The 14,653-nt window shown below is 34.4% G+C and carries 18 protein-coding genes and 1 pseudogene; 6 read left to right on the top strand and 13 right to left on the bottom strand.

Features of this window, described 5'->3' with window-relative positions; all coding sequences use genetic code 11:
• Positions 1 to 25 precede the first annotated feature (25 nt).
• Positions 26 to 412, bottom strand: coding sequence for a hypothetical protein (locus WBW42_RS11105; RefSeq protein WP_032057487.1), 387 nt, complete (start codon positions 410 to 412; stop codon positions 26 to 28).
• The gene (locus WBW42_RS11100) at positions 405 to 710 is read right to left on the bottom strand and encodes a YcgL domain-containing protein (protein WP_005069366.1); all 306 of its coding nucleotides are present in this window, start codon (positions 708 to 710) and stop codon (positions 405 to 407) included. The genes WBW42_RS11105 and WBW42_RS11100 overlap by 8 nt, the downstream gene beginning before the upstream one ends.
• 463 nt (positions 711 to 1,173) lie before the next feature.
• Here WBW42_RS11100 and WBW42_RS11095 point away from each other — a divergent pair, with 463 nt between their 5' ends.
• Positions 1,174 to 1,338 (top strand): hypothetical protein, encoded by a 165-nt coding sequence (locus WBW42_RS11095; RefSeq protein ID WP_002113596.1) that lies wholly within the window; start codon positions 1,174 to 1,176, stop codon positions 1,336 to 1,338.
• 73 nt (positions 1,339 to 1,411) lie between these two features.
• On the opposite strand, the gene WBW42_RS11090 is transcribed toward WBW42_RS11095, so the two are convergent.
• The 3 genes from WBW42_RS11090 to WBW42_RS11080 form a co-directional block, all read right to left on the bottom strand.
• A complete protein-coding gene (locus WBW42_RS11090) occupies positions 1,412 to 1,747 on the bottom strand; it encodes a hypothetical protein (protein ID WP_032057488.1) in 336 nt (111 codons plus the stop codon).
• Between the two features lie 178 nt (positions 1,748 to 1,925).
• Entirely contained in the window at positions 1,926 to 2,192 is a 267-nt protein-coding gene (locus WBW42_RS11085; protein ID WP_014206661.1) for a hypothetical protein, read from the bottom strand.
• Between the two features lie 97 nt (positions 2,193 to 2,289).
• Positions 2,290 to 3,141 carry a LysR family transcriptional regulator gene (locus tag WBW42_RS11080; protein WP_032070425.1) on the bottom strand — a complete coding sequence of 284 codons (852 nt, stop codon included), beginning with the start codon at positions 3,139 to 3,141 and terminating at the stop codon, positions 2,290 to 2,292.
• Positions 3,142 to 3,259: 118 nt separating this feature from the next.
• On the opposite strand from WBW42_RS11080, the gene WBW42_RS11075 reads away from it, so the two are divergent.
• Complete coding sequence (locus WBW42_RS11075) at positions 3,260 to 3,934, top strand: FMN-dependent NADH-azoreductase (protein ID WP_081038763.1); 675 nt, start codon at positions 3,260 to 3,262, stop codon at positions 3,932 to 3,934.
• A gap of 464 nt (positions 3,935 to 4,398) precedes the next feature.
• Here WBW42_RS11075 and WBW42_RS11070 read toward each other — a convergent pair.
• The 5 genes and pseudogenes from WBW42_RS11070 to WBW42_RS11050 all read right to left on the bottom strand — a co-directional run bounded on the left by WBW42_RS11070 (position 4,399) and on the right by WBW42_RS11050 (position 8,647).
• Positions 4,399 to 5,522, bottom strand: a pseudogene (locus WBW42_RS11070) (ribonuclease D).
• Between the two features lie 332 nt (positions 5,523 to 5,854).
• A complete protein-coding gene (gene recR / locus WBW42_RS11065; protein WP_032054989.1) occupies positions 5,855 to 6,451 on the bottom strand; it encodes a recombination mediator RecR in 597 nt (198 codons plus the stop codon).
• Positions 6,452 to 6,460: 9 nt separating this feature from the next.
• Positions 6,461 to 6,790 (bottom strand): YbaB/EbfC family nucleoid-associated protein, encoded by a 330-nt coding sequence (locus WBW42_RS11060; protein ID WP_002113538.1) that lies wholly within the window; start codon positions 6,788 to 6,790, stop codon positions 6,461 to 6,463.
• 264 nt (positions 6,791 to 7,054) lie between these two features.
• A complete protein-coding gene (locus WBW42_RS11055; protein ID WP_032057492.1) occupies positions 7,055 to 7,291 on the bottom strand; it encodes a hypothetical protein in 237 nt (78 codons plus the stop codon).
• A 168-nt stretch (positions 7,292 to 7,459) separates the two neighbouring features.
• Positions 7,460 to 8,647, bottom strand: coding sequence for an O-succinylhomoserine sulfhydrylase (locus WBW42_RS11050; RefSeq protein WP_032057493.1), 1,188 nt, complete (start codon positions 8,645 to 8,647; stop codon positions 7,460 to 7,462).
• Positions 8,648 to 8,783: 136 nt separating this feature from the next.
• Between WBW42_RS11050 and WBW42_RS11045 the strand changes: the two genes are divergently transcribed.
• On the top strand, positions 8,784 to 9,869 hold the full coding sequence (locus tag WBW42_RS11045; protein ID WP_032057494.1) for an alpha/beta fold hydrolase: 1,086 nt from the start codon (positions 8,784 to 8,786) through the stop codon (positions 9,867 to 9,869).
• A gap of 113 nt (positions 9,870 to 9,982) precedes the next feature.
• On the opposite strand, the gene WBW42_RS11040 is transcribed toward WBW42_RS11045, so the two are convergent.
• On the bottom strand, positions 9,983 to 10,447 hold the full coding sequence (locus tag WBW42_RS11040) for a hypothetical protein (protein ID WP_032057495.1): 465 nt from the start codon (positions 10,445 to 10,447) through the stop codon (positions 9,983 to 9,985).
• A gap of 854 nt (positions 10,448 to 11,301) precedes the next feature.
• Between WBW42_RS11040 and WBW42_RS11035 the strand changes: the two genes are divergently transcribed.
• The 3 genes from WBW42_RS11035 to WBW42_RS11025 all read left to right on the top strand — a co-directional run bounded on the left by WBW42_RS11035 (position 11,302) and on the right by WBW42_RS11025 (position 13,377).
• Positions 11,302 to 11,571, top strand: a complete 270-nt coding sequence (locus WBW42_RS11035; protein ID WP_002122146.1) for a YARHG domain-containing protein — start codon at positions 11,302 to 11,304, stop codon at positions 11,569 to 11,571.
• Positions 11,572 to 11,588: 17 nt separating this feature from the next.
• Positions 11,589 to 12,002, top strand: a complete 414-nt coding sequence (locus tag WBW42_RS11030) for an HIT family protein (RefSeq protein ID WP_005069390.1) — start codon at positions 11,589 to 11,591, stop codon at positions 12,000 to 12,002.
• A 256-nt stretch (positions 12,003 to 12,258) separates the two neighbouring features.
• Positions 12,259 to 13,377 carry a porin gene (locus WBW42_RS11025; protein ID WP_032057496.1) on the top strand — a complete coding sequence of 373 codons (1,119 nt, stop codon included), beginning with the start codon at positions 12,259 to 12,261 and terminating at the stop codon, positions 13,375 to 13,377.
• A 109-nt stretch (positions 13,378 to 13,486) separates the two neighbouring features.
• Here WBW42_RS11025 and WBW42_RS11020 read toward each other — a convergent pair whose 3' ends face one another.
• The gene (locus tag WBW42_RS11020; protein ID WP_002122193.1) at positions 13,487 to 14,077 is read right to left on the bottom strand and encodes a YidB family protein; all 591 of its coding nucleotides are present in this window, start codon (positions 14,075 to 14,077) and stop codon (positions 13,487 to 13,489) included.
• A 99-nt stretch (positions 14,078 to 14,176) separates the two neighbouring features.
• On the bottom strand, positions 14,177 to 14,638 hold the full coding sequence (locus WBW42_RS11015; RefSeq protein WP_032057497.1) for a DUF6231 family protein: 462 nt from the start codon (positions 14,636 to 14,638) through the stop codon (positions 14,177 to 14,179).
• Between the last annotated feature and the right edge of the window lie 15 nt (positions 14,639 to 14,653).

Below are 14,653 nucleotides of genomic sequence, written 5' to 3'. Positions count from 1 at the left end.
AGACCTTATTTTTCTATTTCAATGGTTAGATGGAACGCATGATTTTGTTTGTTGAATATTTTGACCAACAATATCCAATTACCAAACCTAGACCAACTACAAACAGAATTAAAGATAAATTTGACCAAATCAACGGACTATCTTTAGTTAAAACACCAAAAAGGAGTCCAAAAATAGCAGGTGCTACAGATGCATTCGGTCCTTCAGACACTGTTGGTGTAACTAAAATAGCAAATACAATCAGCCAGCTAATTGCACCAAAGGTGGTAGGAAGTCGGCGCATTAATCGCCACCAACACCACAAAGCAATAATAGCGCCTATTCCATAAGCTGTTAAAGCAATAACACCTTCAGGAATAACATCCAAAAAAGAGAATAATTGATTCATTATTCTAGTTTGATCTTCACGCACCACGTAAGCCCTCTGGTTCAACTGCATTCGGGTTAATTAACCCTTCTGGCGGCATCTGAATAAAGAAACCTTTTGTTTGTAATGAGTCTAAAACATGTAAAACATTAACACGCGCCAATTTACGTGTTGGAGCCAACTCTAAATGCATGACAAACGTTGCACGACCAAACGCTTGTAAAACAGCTTCAGGAACATTTTCAAACGGATCAGCTTGTTCCGTATTGTCAGGATAGTTTGGACGAGCAATATACATGTACATTTCATCTTTTTTGCTCGATCTATAAATATCACAGTGCATTTCAAATCAACTCTTGAACTAAGGACAGCATACATGAAAAAAAACGACACACACACGCAGGTTTGTTTACGCATCAGTCGTTTTTTTAATTCTTGAGAAATATTAACCTACAACATTGATTAAGGTCGATAATAACTTTGTTCCAAACAGGAGTTATATTTCACAAAAATAATATAAGTTTTTGATTTTAAATATTAAAACACAAAATCTATTTTATTAAAATAAAAGCAGTTCTTGGATTTTAAAAAAGTATTCATCATCAAAGATTTGATAATAGTGTTCTTGCAAGATTTATACTTAAGCTATCAAAATAATAAATTTCTTTTTCACCTATTTAAGAATACACACTTGAGTAAAACTTTTAACTACTTCACTACACATCACCAGACGTTACTTAACTCGTTTAATAGCGAGATATGTTTCAATAATAAGTATCTTGTTCATAGATATGGAGGACGAAATTATGCCTCGTGGTGATAAAACTGCTTATACAGCAAAGCAAAAACGTCAGGCCAAACATATTGTTGAGAGTGAAGTAGATAGAGGCCATTCTCAAGAAGAAGCCGAACGAATTGCATGGTCTACCGTCAACAAACAAGATGGTGGCGGTAAGAAAAAGTCCCATTAATATATAAAAATAAATACTTCTTTAGCCCAAACTAAAGAAGTATTTTTTTATTTAAGGACGTGTTAATTTTTTTCTAGAAGACGCGAGAGCTTTTTATATAGTCATCGCTTACTTGATTTAAGGCACTCAAAATAGCGCTATCATCTTGACTTAATAAAGCATCATTAAGACTTTCCATATAAGTGATGAGTTGGGTTTTAGAAGTATGGGCAAATTCGGTCGTTACAGCTTCATCTTCATATAAGATTACATAACTACGTGCGAAACCGTAGATTAGGTAAACTGCTGCTTTTTCTTTTGTATCTTGAGATTCTTTAAGAGACTGCTCACATGCATTTTTTAAGTCTTTAAATGCATCTGTACCAGTAGATTGATTTTTGAAAGATAAAAGTATTGTTTGGAAGTTCATATCCATATTCCACTCAAAAAGTAAAGCTACAGAACAAGATAGAACCTGTCAAATAATATCCTGATTAATATAAATTTAATTGTAAATAAATTTATATTTAATTTCTTTTAACTCACAATATATCATGCAATAAAAAACCACTCTTTTTTAAGAGTGGTTTAGTTAAAACAATCATTCATTAGAAGCTTATTTCAATTGTAATCGTGGTACCGGAGTGCTCAATATCAGTTGAGACATTAAAACCTCTGCTTCTAAGCTCCTCTTCAACCAGTGTAAGATGATCAGGGCTTATAGCATCAACAGGAAACCAGAAAGTTGCTTTTCGTTTCCCCTCCTTAGATTCAGACTCAGTACCAGTTAAAATTTTTTCCAATATGACGTCTTGATTTATTTTAAAGTTTTTAGCGTTTTGACGAGCTTGTTCAGCATTAAAGTTGTTAAGCATATTTATCTCTCTAATTATTAATTTATCTAATTTTATATCATAAAAACGCTATATAAGTTTTAGTGTTGTGTAGTTAAAACCAATCAGAGATATAGGTTTATTGATTGAATAAACTTTCCACCCATTCGATAAATTTTCTGGCATTTCTATTTTTAAGATCCTCCTTATTTGGAATGTAGTAACACAGCTTTGATTGAACAGCTTTAGTTTTAAACTCCCGTAAAAGATTTGCCTTAACAAACCTTTGGGAAAGTGTAGTAGAACAAAATACCAATCCATTGGCAGATAAAGCCTCGTGTATCCCAAAAATTTCCTGATCAAATTTCTTAATCGTCACCCTATCTTGGTTCCATTCATTTTCCTCAAGCCAAGCCTCTAATGGTGGGCTTGGTAATGCCTTATTTTTCCATTCTGTCGAAAATAAAGTTATTGGTTCACTAGAACATTTAAGCAGATCAAGTTTGGATGAACCAAATACATTAAAAGACTCATATTTAACGATATCTTGAGACTGGACCAAAGATACGTCGCCATATCGAATAGGTAATGTATATAAGTGATTGTCTAAAGTTTCACCTGTAGAAAACTCAACTGATATATTGGGATGCAATTGATAAAATTCATTTATGGAAGGAATTAGCAGCATTGCAGCTAGTGAAGACGTACTAGCGACTCTCACTACGTTTCCATTTACTGTTATTTCATCTAGTGCATCTTCAATCTTACGAAACCCCTCAGAAATTGCTGCAGCAAGTCTTTGCCCTGTCGTTGTAAGCGTTATTTTCCTTACCTGTCGATGAAATAAATCAACATTTAATCTGCTTTCTAGATTCGCAACATGATGTGAAATTGCAGTCGGTGTAAGCGAAAGTTCTTCAGCAGCCAACTTAAAACTACCCAATCGAGCGGCTGATTCAAATGCTTTAAGTGCTTGCAAAGAAACTTGCATGCTTCCTCCCCATTTACATTTATGAATGAATTAAAATCATCTATAAATGTAATTTTCTCGTTTGTCTACTTATGTTTTAAAACTCAAAATAAATTAAATCCTAACCTTTTTGGAATTAATGATGAGTAAAATATTACATATAGATGCTAGTGTCAGAGCTGCGATTAACCCCAACTCAAATCATAATTCTATTTCAAAAAATATTGCCAGTCGGTTGATCAACTCTTGGAAACAACAATTGCCTATAGATGAGTATATTTATCGTGACGTAGGAATGAATCCACCACCCTTTATTAATCAAGACTGGATTGATGCTGTATTCACACCTGACAATAAAAGGACCGAAGCTCAACGTGATGTTTTATCTATATCAGATCAATTAATAGCAGAAGTTTCGAGCTCAGATATTCTTGTAATTTCTTCACCTATGTACAATTACGGCATGCCTGCTCAACTGAAAGCATGGTTTGATCAAATTATTCGTATCAATAAAACCTTTGATTTTGACCTAGCTCGTGGAGACTTTCCCTTACAGCCTCTTTTAGCTGGAAAAATTTTAATTATTATCACTTCCAGCGGTGAATTTGGCTTTGAGAAAGATGGGATTCGGCATGATATGAGTCATCTTGTACCCCACATTCGTACACTGAGCAAATATTTAGGCGTAGAAAAAATTTATGAAATTACTTCTGAGTATCAAGAGTTTGGAGATCATAGGCATATAGAATCATTGGAAAATGCTTTCCAAAAAGCTGAAGAAGTTGTTTCTAAACTTGCTGATTCATTTAGATAATATCTGTAGATTTTAATACTCATTTTTAAATTTCATAAAATTAAGTTACTTTAACTAAGCCATATCATTAAAAATAAAAAAGCCTACCCAATTGGGTAGGCTTTTCATTTCTGCACCGAAACAAACTTATAGTTATATATTATATAAATTGAAGTTGTTTTTCTTAAATCCAAGAATATACAGACCTGTATGTTTAATCAATTGAATTTTTCTCATTATATAAGTTAATTTAATTCATTATTGAAATTTCAAATTATATTTACTTTATTACATTATTTTATGAATTTTATTAGACTAAATAATTCTTTAGATAAACTACAGAAAATCTATTTTTTGTATACTTAGATATTATAATTAGCTCATTTTAAATAGTAATTAATTAAAAATTTAACAGAATGGTTATGCTTTAGTTAAAAAGGCTCATCATATGATGAGCCTTTAAATTTCTAATTATTTATTGCATTTTAAATAGATAAACTTTGTTTTTCTTCTTGAAACAACTGGATTAATGGTTGCGTTAATAACTCATAACGCCATCCTAATAGATAGTCAGGTAAATCCTGTTCATCCCCTTGAGATAGAACATGTTGATGAATGGCGTTTAACCATTTTTTTCTCAGCAACACTTCTTTAGGAATAGAAGTCTCATTTATTGCATGAGCAAGCACCATATCCATTTTATTTAAAGTCTCTTTAGACGTAATCTTAAATGGTTTGCAATCTTTGATGGCCATTTGCTTTCGACTGGCAAATCTTTAAGAAGTTCTAAAATCGTTTTGCCGTACTCGCGAACTACGTTTGGACGAATATCTTTAACTTGCGAAAGTTGAAAGCTATTGCGAGGGTTTTTTTCAACCATATCAATCATGGTTGAATTTCTAAGAATAAAACTGCGTGGCTGATTCGTTGCTTTCACAATGTATTCACGCCATTCACTTAAATTTTGTAATTGCATTAGCTGACGACGTGAGTGACGATAATTTCCCACATCGGTATATAGTAATTCGTTAGGGGTTTCACTAATGATTTCTTTAGTTAGACTACTACAGTCCTCAAGAACATAGTTATAAAGCCCTTTCTGCTTAAGCTGTTCTTGAATATGATGAGCTAACTTCATTAGATACAAAACATCGTTAGCAGCATAACAAAGTTGTTGAGGCGATAAAGGTCTAGCTAACCAATCAGATCTGGTCTGATCTTTTTCAATATCAATATCAAGACAAAGTTTTAAAGCACCTTGGTAACTCACTTGCAGGCCATGACCTAAAAAAGAAAGGCCCACTTGAGTATCAAATACATTAAGCAAATCTTCTTGATCAGCATAATGATAGATTAAATCAATATCTTCTCCACATGCATGAAAAATGTTTTGCTGCGCGAGGAAAATCTTTTTCCAAAACTGGCTTAGATCTAATGAAACACCATCCAACAGATAGACATCACCATTTACATTGACTTGGCATACTCCAAGTTTAGGCCAGAGTGTGTCAACCTTAATAAATTCTGTATCAAGTCCATATATTGAACATTGATCCATTTTTTGAAGAACATCAACCAATTCGGTTTGCTGTTGGATAAACTGAAACATGCTTTCTCAAGTATTGCAAAGAGTGCTTTAAACTCTGGTATATATAACATAGAAGCAGAAAAATGCTACTTAATCCTTTATGAATACTCTATTTTTGAACAATTTTTCGAAAATAGATAATTTTTTGATCTTTTAATTGTACTTTTTAAATTTATCTCCAAATGTTCTTTATTTAAAATTTATAAGACCTTTTTCATTCTTATATTCATATTTTATTTAAACTATCTTTAATAATAAAAGACAGAATAATATTTATGTTTAATAACTGAATTTAATTAATAAATTTAATCAAATTGATAGTGCATTCATTAATGAAATAAGCATCGCAATGCTTATTTCATTCTCATACGGTTATGCACTGCCTGACTTAAGGTATGGCTATCGACATACTCGAGTTCACCACCCTGAGGTACGCCCTGAGCAATACGTGTCATTTGTATTGGTAAGTGCTTAGTCGCCTCTACCAAATAATGAGCCGTTGCCTGTCCTTCTACAGTTGCATTCGTTGCCAAAATGACTTCTTCAATCTTACCTTGGCTTAAACGCTGAATGAGATAAGGAATACCAATTTCTTCCGGACCAATACCATCTAATGGAGAAAGATGGCCACCTAAAACATGGTATTTTCCACGAAAGCTACCGCTTTGCTCAATCGCCATCACATCCGCTGGTGATTCAACCACACACAATAACTGATCATCTCTGTCAGTTGAGGCGCAAATATCACAAATTTCATGTTCAGTCAGAGAATGGCAGACACTACATTCATGTATATAACTTGAAGCCTCATGTAAAGCATGCGCTAATGCAAATGCCCCTTCTCGATTTTTCATCAAAAGATGTAAAGCCATACGTTGAGCCGACTTCGGACCAACGCTTGGCAATATACGTAAAGCTTGAACGAGTTGTTCAAATCTATCGCTAAACACTGAATTTCCTTAGAACATGCCCGCTAAGCCAGGTGGTAAACCCATACCAGAATTTGCTTTTTGCATTTTTTCTTCAGAAATCACTTCTGCTTGACGCACAGCATCATTTACAGCAGCAGCAATTAAGTCTTCAATCATGTCTGGTTCATCTTGAAGTAATTCTGGATTAATTTCGATACGTTTTACGATATAACGGCCAGTCATTGTAACTTTAACCAAACCACCGCCCGCTTCAGCATGTACTTCAGTTTGAGCAAGCTCTTCTTTAGCCTTTTTTATATTTGATTCCATATCTTTTTGCATGCGCTGCGCTTGCTGCATAAGCATATTGATATTCATAAACCTAACTCCGTATCTCTATCAAATATTTCAAGTATTATTGATAGTCACATAACACTGCAAAACTTAAACTCTTTCTATTCCCCTATTGATCTTCAAGATCATTGAGGTTAGTACGTTTAAATCAAAATTAATCCGTAATTCTGACACAATAAATCAATGTTTTCTATTGGTATCTATGAAACTATTTTCTATGGTTAATCCACTATAAAGCTTTTATATAAAAAACTTTTGTTGAATTGAAAAAAGTAAAATTTAGAAAAGTTACTGTGCAGCCTGTAGACTTTTATTGTTTGTTTTATATTCACTTAAGGGAACATTCTTGAAAGAAGTATTGGCTTTTTCTATTGAAAGATCAGCATCTTGAACAGATTTGTTTGCATCATTAATTAATAATACAGTTTCACTGATCTGTGTTGGTTCATCTTTTTGGGCAAATACTCTATATCCGACCAGACCAATTGCCCCTATTGCAACTAAAATAATTATTGGTTTAAGCATGACTAAAGACTCTCTTTGTTATTTTTATTAAATTTAGAACTTTTATACGTTGAAATTTTAGACTGATTTATAACAAAACGTAGACTTTTTATTGCTATTGTTGCTTATTAGTAACAAAAAAAGCCACATTAAAATAAATGTGACTTTTCCCTAACTAACAAAATTTAATTAGATTAAATCCAACCCACGTGAGATATCACCAATAATGTCATTAATATCTTCTAGACCAACAGAAACACGAATTAGACCTTCTTGAATACCAGCTGCTTCTTTTGCTTCAACAGAAAGTTTGCCATGAGTTGTGGTTGCTGGGTGGGTAATCGTCGATTTTACATCACCTAGATTACCAGTAATCGAGATAAACTTAGTATTATCAATAACCTTCCATGCATCTTCACGCTCGCCTTTAACAACGAAGGATACAATACCGCCAAAGCCATTTTGCTGTTTAGCAGCAAGTTCATGACCTTCATGAGCTGGTAAACCAGCATAGTAAACCTTCTCTACCTTTTCATGTGTAGATAACCATTCTGCAAGAATCTGAGCACTCTCACAGTGTGCTTTCATACGTAAACGTAAAGTTTCTAGACCTTTTAAGAAAACCCATGCATTAAATGGGCTCATTGATGGTCCAAGCGTACGAACAACACCAAAAACTTCTTCTAACAACTGATGATTGCCAACAACAGCACCGCCTAATGCACGGCCTTGGCCATCTAAGTATTTAGTCGCAGAGTAAATCACAAGATCCGCACCAAACTTGAGTGGTTGCTGCAAAACAGGTGTACAGAAACTGTTATCAACCGCAAGTAATGCGCCATTCGCATGGGCGATATCTGCTAGCGCTTGTATATCTGCAATCTCAGCTAGAGGGTTAGACGGTGACTCAACAAAGAAAAGTTTGGTTTCAGGACGTACAGCATTTTTCCATTCGTCTAAATCACACAAATCAACAAATGTAATGTCTACACCAAACTTGGCAATATATTTTTCAAACAAAGCAACAACTGAACCAAAAACTGCTCTTGAGCAAATAACATGATCACCCGCTTTTAGATATGCCATAGCAACTGACAAAATTGCGCCCATTCCAGAGCTCGTCGCTACAGCTCGTTCAGCACCATCTAAAGCTGCTAAACGTTTTTCGAACATCGATACAGTCGGATTAGTAAAACGAGAATAGATATTTCCTTGAACTTGACCAGAAAATTTTGCTGCAGCTTCAGCCGCATTTTCATATACAAATGATGAAGTCAAAAAAATCGGTTCGCCATGTTCGCCTTCAAAACTACGAGTATGTCCGGTACGAATGGCTAAAGTATCAAGTTGGTATTCTAAATCATCAGACTGGTTCATTAAATGTTCGCCTTTACTGGTCATGTACTAAAAAACTATCATCATTTTGAGTGTCTAGGGTATTTAAGGTCAAGGTAAACCTTAAAATTATCGCTTAGACTTTATTCAACTTTAGTAAATAGTTGGTAAAAGCAAGATGAAACGCTTAAAGTCCCTTGTCTCTGAACAAAGTCAAATCAAGCACCTCTCTACCCGACTATTTCGCCCAAAAACATTGGTTTTGTCACAAAGCACTCCGTTCGAAGTGATTGGTGAATTTAATCAAACCCGTATACGTTATTACGCAGCTACTCAAAAACAATTCAAAGAACCTTTAGTATTCGTTGCTCCACTCGCTATTAATATGGCGATATATGATTTATATCCTTATCGCTCTCTTATTAAATACTTCCAAAATGCAGGTTTTGACGTATATCTTGTGGATTGGGGCCGCTTAAATTTTAAAGATAGACATCTTAACTTTTTATCATTTATTGAAGATTTCATTCCTAAAGCCATACAACTTGTCAGAACACACTCAGGAAGTGAACAAATCTCGCTTCATGGATGGAGTATGGCAGGTATATTCGTCACTTTATATACAGCGCATAATCATCCAAATTATGTTAAAAACCTTATAGTACTTGGTAGTCCAATAGACAGTTATGCTTCTGGCTATATTGGGAAACTCTATCGAACCATAAACAACGCGATTGGTCGCAATAAAAAAATTCAAGAACGTATTTATTCTGGATTGCCAAAACGTTTGATTCATAGCCCAGGAATTTTAAATTCTTTAGGTTTCAAAATTCTTGACCCTAAAGGCTGGTTCGATGGTCATATTCAACTACTAAAAAATCTTAATGATCTTCAGTTCGTACAAGAGCATGCCACTCTAAGTAGCTTTTTAAATAATATGATTGATTACCCTGGTGGAATTAATCAGGACATGTTGTTCAATGTTTGGTTGCAAAATCCATTGAAGCGCGGCTTTATTGAGTTAAAAGATAAAAAAATTGAATTAAAAAATATCGACTGCTCTCTCTTAGTGGGCGCGGGTCGTAGTGATCAACTGGTTACCGCTGATGCAGCTCAACCATTAAGCCAGTTAACCAGTAGCCAAGATGTTACGTTTACTCTCATCCCTGGCGGACATTTGGGTCTCATGTCGAGTCAGGCAAGTGCATTGGAGTTCTGGCCACAACTAGCAAAATGGCTCACCGAACGATCAACGCAAATTTAAGAATAAGGTCATGATTCAACCTATTGCTTTTATTCGGTTGGGTGGAATAAACCCTCTTATAACAGTGCATTTACCAATAATATTATTGTTTTAATAGAAAATTATTATTTTCACTATGAAGGCACTTTGTTAACTTTTTTATAATCGGATGATTTAAAGTAATTTACAATCATCTGTGCACTTTTTTCAGAAGAGGCCTTGGCCTGCTCCAGTTTTGTTACATAAGGATTAGTCACTATACAGCTCGGAAGTAAACTATTTGTAAGCGGTGGAAACTTTTCTCTTCCACCTAGAGTAATTTTTTCGATAAAACTCGCTAACCACATAATGTATTCACTTTTATTCTTATAAATTGGCATTAAGCTGATATCGAGTTTAACTGAACATTTCTTTGCAGGTTTATTTAAACATTCTTCAAAATCAATAAAGTTATATTTTAGTTTGTATGAAGTGTCTTTTATCTCTTGCCGTATAATACTAACTAAGCTATTCAAGTGCCCAATTACATCCTCGGAGAAAAGCTTTTCTTCTTCGAACTTTTTATAAACTTTTTCAGCAATTAGTAAAAATTGTGACATCACCTATTCCTTTAATATTTAGTCTTAACGAACGACTGATCCTTTAAGGAAGTATGATGAATATACTATTACTATGTGTAAGGGTATGAGGGTAGAAAGTAACTATCAGGGCAATTATGAAAGCAACATTTAGACTATGCCACAAAATCCAAATATAAGGCGAAATTATTCTCAATATAAAATACTAAATTTTAATGATTCGAAATAACTTTAATAAAAAAAGCCCATTTCATTTGGAGAAATGGGCTATAAAAAACAAAAACTATCAAACGCAGCAATTATGGGGCATATAATAAGACTTTAAATATGTAAAATCAATGCATCTTTCAGGTGAATTTTAATCTTAAATAAAAGTCGAAAATAATTTTATCTCTGTTTCAATAAGAGAAGCCCATTTCCGTCTAAAATAAATGGACCTAGTGAATTCCACCTAATCCTAAAATACAAAATGTGATAATTATCACGCTTTGTTCTTTGATCATGGCATTAATATCTTTCTTTTCCATTGACCAAAATTCAAACTAAAACTGTCTTTTCAGCAAAAGATGAGTCATAAATATGGCTTTTCTACGAACTTTTTGATTTTTTATTTAATAGAAGCAAGTCCCCTATTTCATTCATTATGAGCAATTACAAGGTATTAGATAGTAGTTAAATTATGGAAAGATATATAAAAATTTAGTTAAGTTTTTGTTTTTATTGTTTATTTTTAAGACATTGATATATAAAGATTTTATTAATTTTTTGCCCAAAATACAAACCAAAATGACACCTGAGTAATTAATAGTCATTGAAATATTGGTAAGAAACCTTATATTGAGTACAGGTTCATACCTTTAACTGAGGAAAAGCTCATGAATAAATTTATGGTTGCAGTCTTTACTGGCATGGTGAGCATTGCTAGTTTAGGCGTACAAGCTGCAACACCTGAGCAAGAATGTCAAAAATTGCAAGATGATTACAATTTGATTTATGCGTCAAAAGGCTTTTGTTTTAAAGATCCTGATGCTAAAGAAAAATATGGTAATGAAAACTGTCATACGACAAAACCAAAGTTTTCTGACAAAGAGCAACAACGTCTTGACGCTATTAAAGAACGTCAAAAAGAATTGAAATGTAAATAATTTTAAAGGAATAATACATGGCATATGATGATCAAAATATCTTCGCAAAAATTTTACGTGGAGAACTTCCAGCGATAAAAGTCTATGAAGATGATCAAGTTCTAGCTTTTATGGATATTATGCCTCAAGCCGATGGTCATACATTAGTTATTCCAAAAACACCTGCTGTAACACTGCTGGACTTACCTGCTGAAGCAGCAGCCTATACTATACAAATTGTTCAAAAGATTGCTAAGGCAATGGAAAAAGCACTCAATTTGGAAGGTATTGTATTGATGCAACTTTCTGGAGCAGCAGCAGGACAAACTGTTCCACATGTTCATTTTCACCTAATTCCAACAAATGTGCATCATCTTGGACGCCATGCTGTTGAGTTAGGGGATCAAGAAAAAATTAAAGAATTAGCTGAAAAAATTAAAGCAGCTCTTTGATTTTTAGATGGTTAAAGCGGAGCTTAGGCTCCGCTTTTTTTCGTCTAAAAACTATAAAAAAATGAAAACAACTAATTTATTTCTAAATTTTAAACGTCATAAAACTGTCATTTATTCTTCACTTCTCTGTCACAAATTTTGCCGATACTGCTTAGCAAGTTGGTGAGCTTTTGTAACTTTTTGTACATAAGTCAACTACAAAATAAATAGTTAGCTAGGCATACGCCATTTTTAAATACCTTTTGGAGAAATCTCAATGAAGAAATTGCTACTCGCTGCCGCAGTTGCAACTTTGAGCGTAAACGCGGTGCAAGCAGCGCCAACTTTGTATGGCAAACTAAATGTTTCTATTAACCAAGTTGATAATAAAAATTTCGATGGTAAAAGTGACGTTACCGAAGTTAACTCAAACTCTTCTCGTATTGGGGTAAAAGGCGAAGAGAAATTAACTGATAAGTTATCTGCTGTTTATTTAGCTGAATGGGCAATTTCTACTGATGGTTCAGGTTCTGATACTGACCTTAGTGCTCGTAACCGTTTTATCGGTTTAAAAACTGAAGGTGTTGGTACATTAAAAGTAGGTAAGTATGATTCTTACTTTAAAACAGCTGCTGGTGGTAACCAAGACATCTTTAATGACGATACACGTTTAGATATTACTAATATCATGTACGGTGAAAACCGTTTAGACAACGTGATCGGTTTTGAATTAGACCCTAAATTATTAGCTGGTTTAACATTCAATATCATGGCTCAAACTGGTGAAAGCACCTCTGATAGCAAACAAGGTGAAACTGGTAAAGACAGCAAAAATGATAGCTTTGACTCTGTATCAACATCGCTTGGTTACGAAAACAAAGATATCGGTTTAGCAATTGCTGCTGCTGGTGACTTTGGTATTAAAGGTAAATATGCAGCTTACGGTCTAAAAGATGTTTATACCGATGCTTACCGTGTAACTGGTTCTTATGATATTGCCAAATCTGGTTTTGTTGTAGGTGCTTTATGGCAACACGCTGAACCTACTGATGACTTGACTGCTTATAAAACGTCAAAAACTACGCGTGTAGATGGTGTTGATAAAACTACAGATACCTATATAAACTACAAAGGTTTAGAAGAAGAAGCATATGCAGTAACAGCTGCTTATAAAATTCCTAACACTAAACTTAAAGTGAAAGCAGAATACGCTTCTGCTGAAACACAAGTAAGCGGTAAACAAGATCGTAAAATTGACTTATACGGTTTAGGTCTTGATTACCAAATCAACAAACAAGCTCGCTTCTACGGTATCGTTGCTCAACAAAAACGCGACTGGATTAAAGAAGACGACAAACAAACTGTTGTAGGTACTGGTATCGAATATAACTTCTAATCGGTTATGTTTGATTCAGATCTAAAATAAAAGGGCTTATGCCCTTTTATTTTTTGTCCTGAGTAAAAAAAGCCGATATAAGACTTATCGGCTTTTGTAGATTTATATCTTATTTTAAAAAACCACTTACAAGATTCATGACATTTTGAATATCTTGGTTTGCTTCTTGATGATCGGTACTGTCACCTTGAGGTGTTAAAGAGTCAATGACCTGAGGTAAGACGGATGCGATTGCACCGTAAACTTGCTCTTTTGGCGCTTGGGCTTGCTCAGCAACTTGTTCAATGTCAGCTGGATTAAATAAACTCTGTAATTGCTGAGTCGGAACTTCGCTATTACTTTGATTTGGATCAACCCAGCTTTGAACCTGGCTTCCTAAACCCGCACCTTTCAACTTTTCTAATGCAGCCTGTAAACCACCTTGTTGCTGCACCCAACCTAAGATTAAAGGCACAACTGCAATTAATAAACTTTGTACACCGCCACCTGCTTGAGGTGTGTTGTTATTGCCAGTCACTTGCCCTAATACAGAACCTAGTACGCCCCCAAGACCACCTTGGGTACCAGATGAAGTATTACCCCCCATTTGTCCTAGCACTGAACCTAAAATTCCACCTAAACCACCTTGACCTGACGCTTGCTGATTCCCACCTAAAGCCTGCTTAGCCAAAACTTCTACAATGTTGCTTAAATTAGTCATGTGTAACTCTTATGTATGGTTTATACATGAGCATACGCGGATTCTTGTTAAGACAGCAAAAACCAAATTGTTAAATTTTGAAAGAGATTTAAGGCCCTTTTACCAGCGGAATTTATTCCAGTTTTCCGGGTTCGCCCAGAACTTTGAATTAAACCAGTCTGGAACATGTTTATAAGTCAATATATTAAATTGCCATAAAGCAAAATCACTATCATATGAAGTTTTATCAATAAGTTGAGTAAAACCTAAAGAACGTAATAACTGCTCATCACTGCGTTTACTTACCACTACAATTCGTTTCGCTAATAAATCTCTTAGCTTTACTAATAATTGTGATTTTTGTACATCGCTGATGTTTTGCATTTCATCAGTATCAAACAATACAAAACCCAAGTCATAACGCTGAGTAAAAGGCAGACTTAAAAGCTCAGTTACGGTAAAATAGTGCCATTGAATTGCGTTATTCTGGTCAATTTTCTGGCCAATACAAAGTGCAGTATGAATGGGCTGTTCGTTTGATAAATCGTCTAGCATAGAAGTGATGACATTTTGTTCAGCCATAACTGCAACCCTTAA

It is taken from the genome of Acinetobacter sp. LT1 (assembly GCF_059800965.1).
The sequence above is the reverse complement of the archived record's forward strand: the minus strand, read 5'-3'. Positions and strand labels throughout refer to the sequence as shown.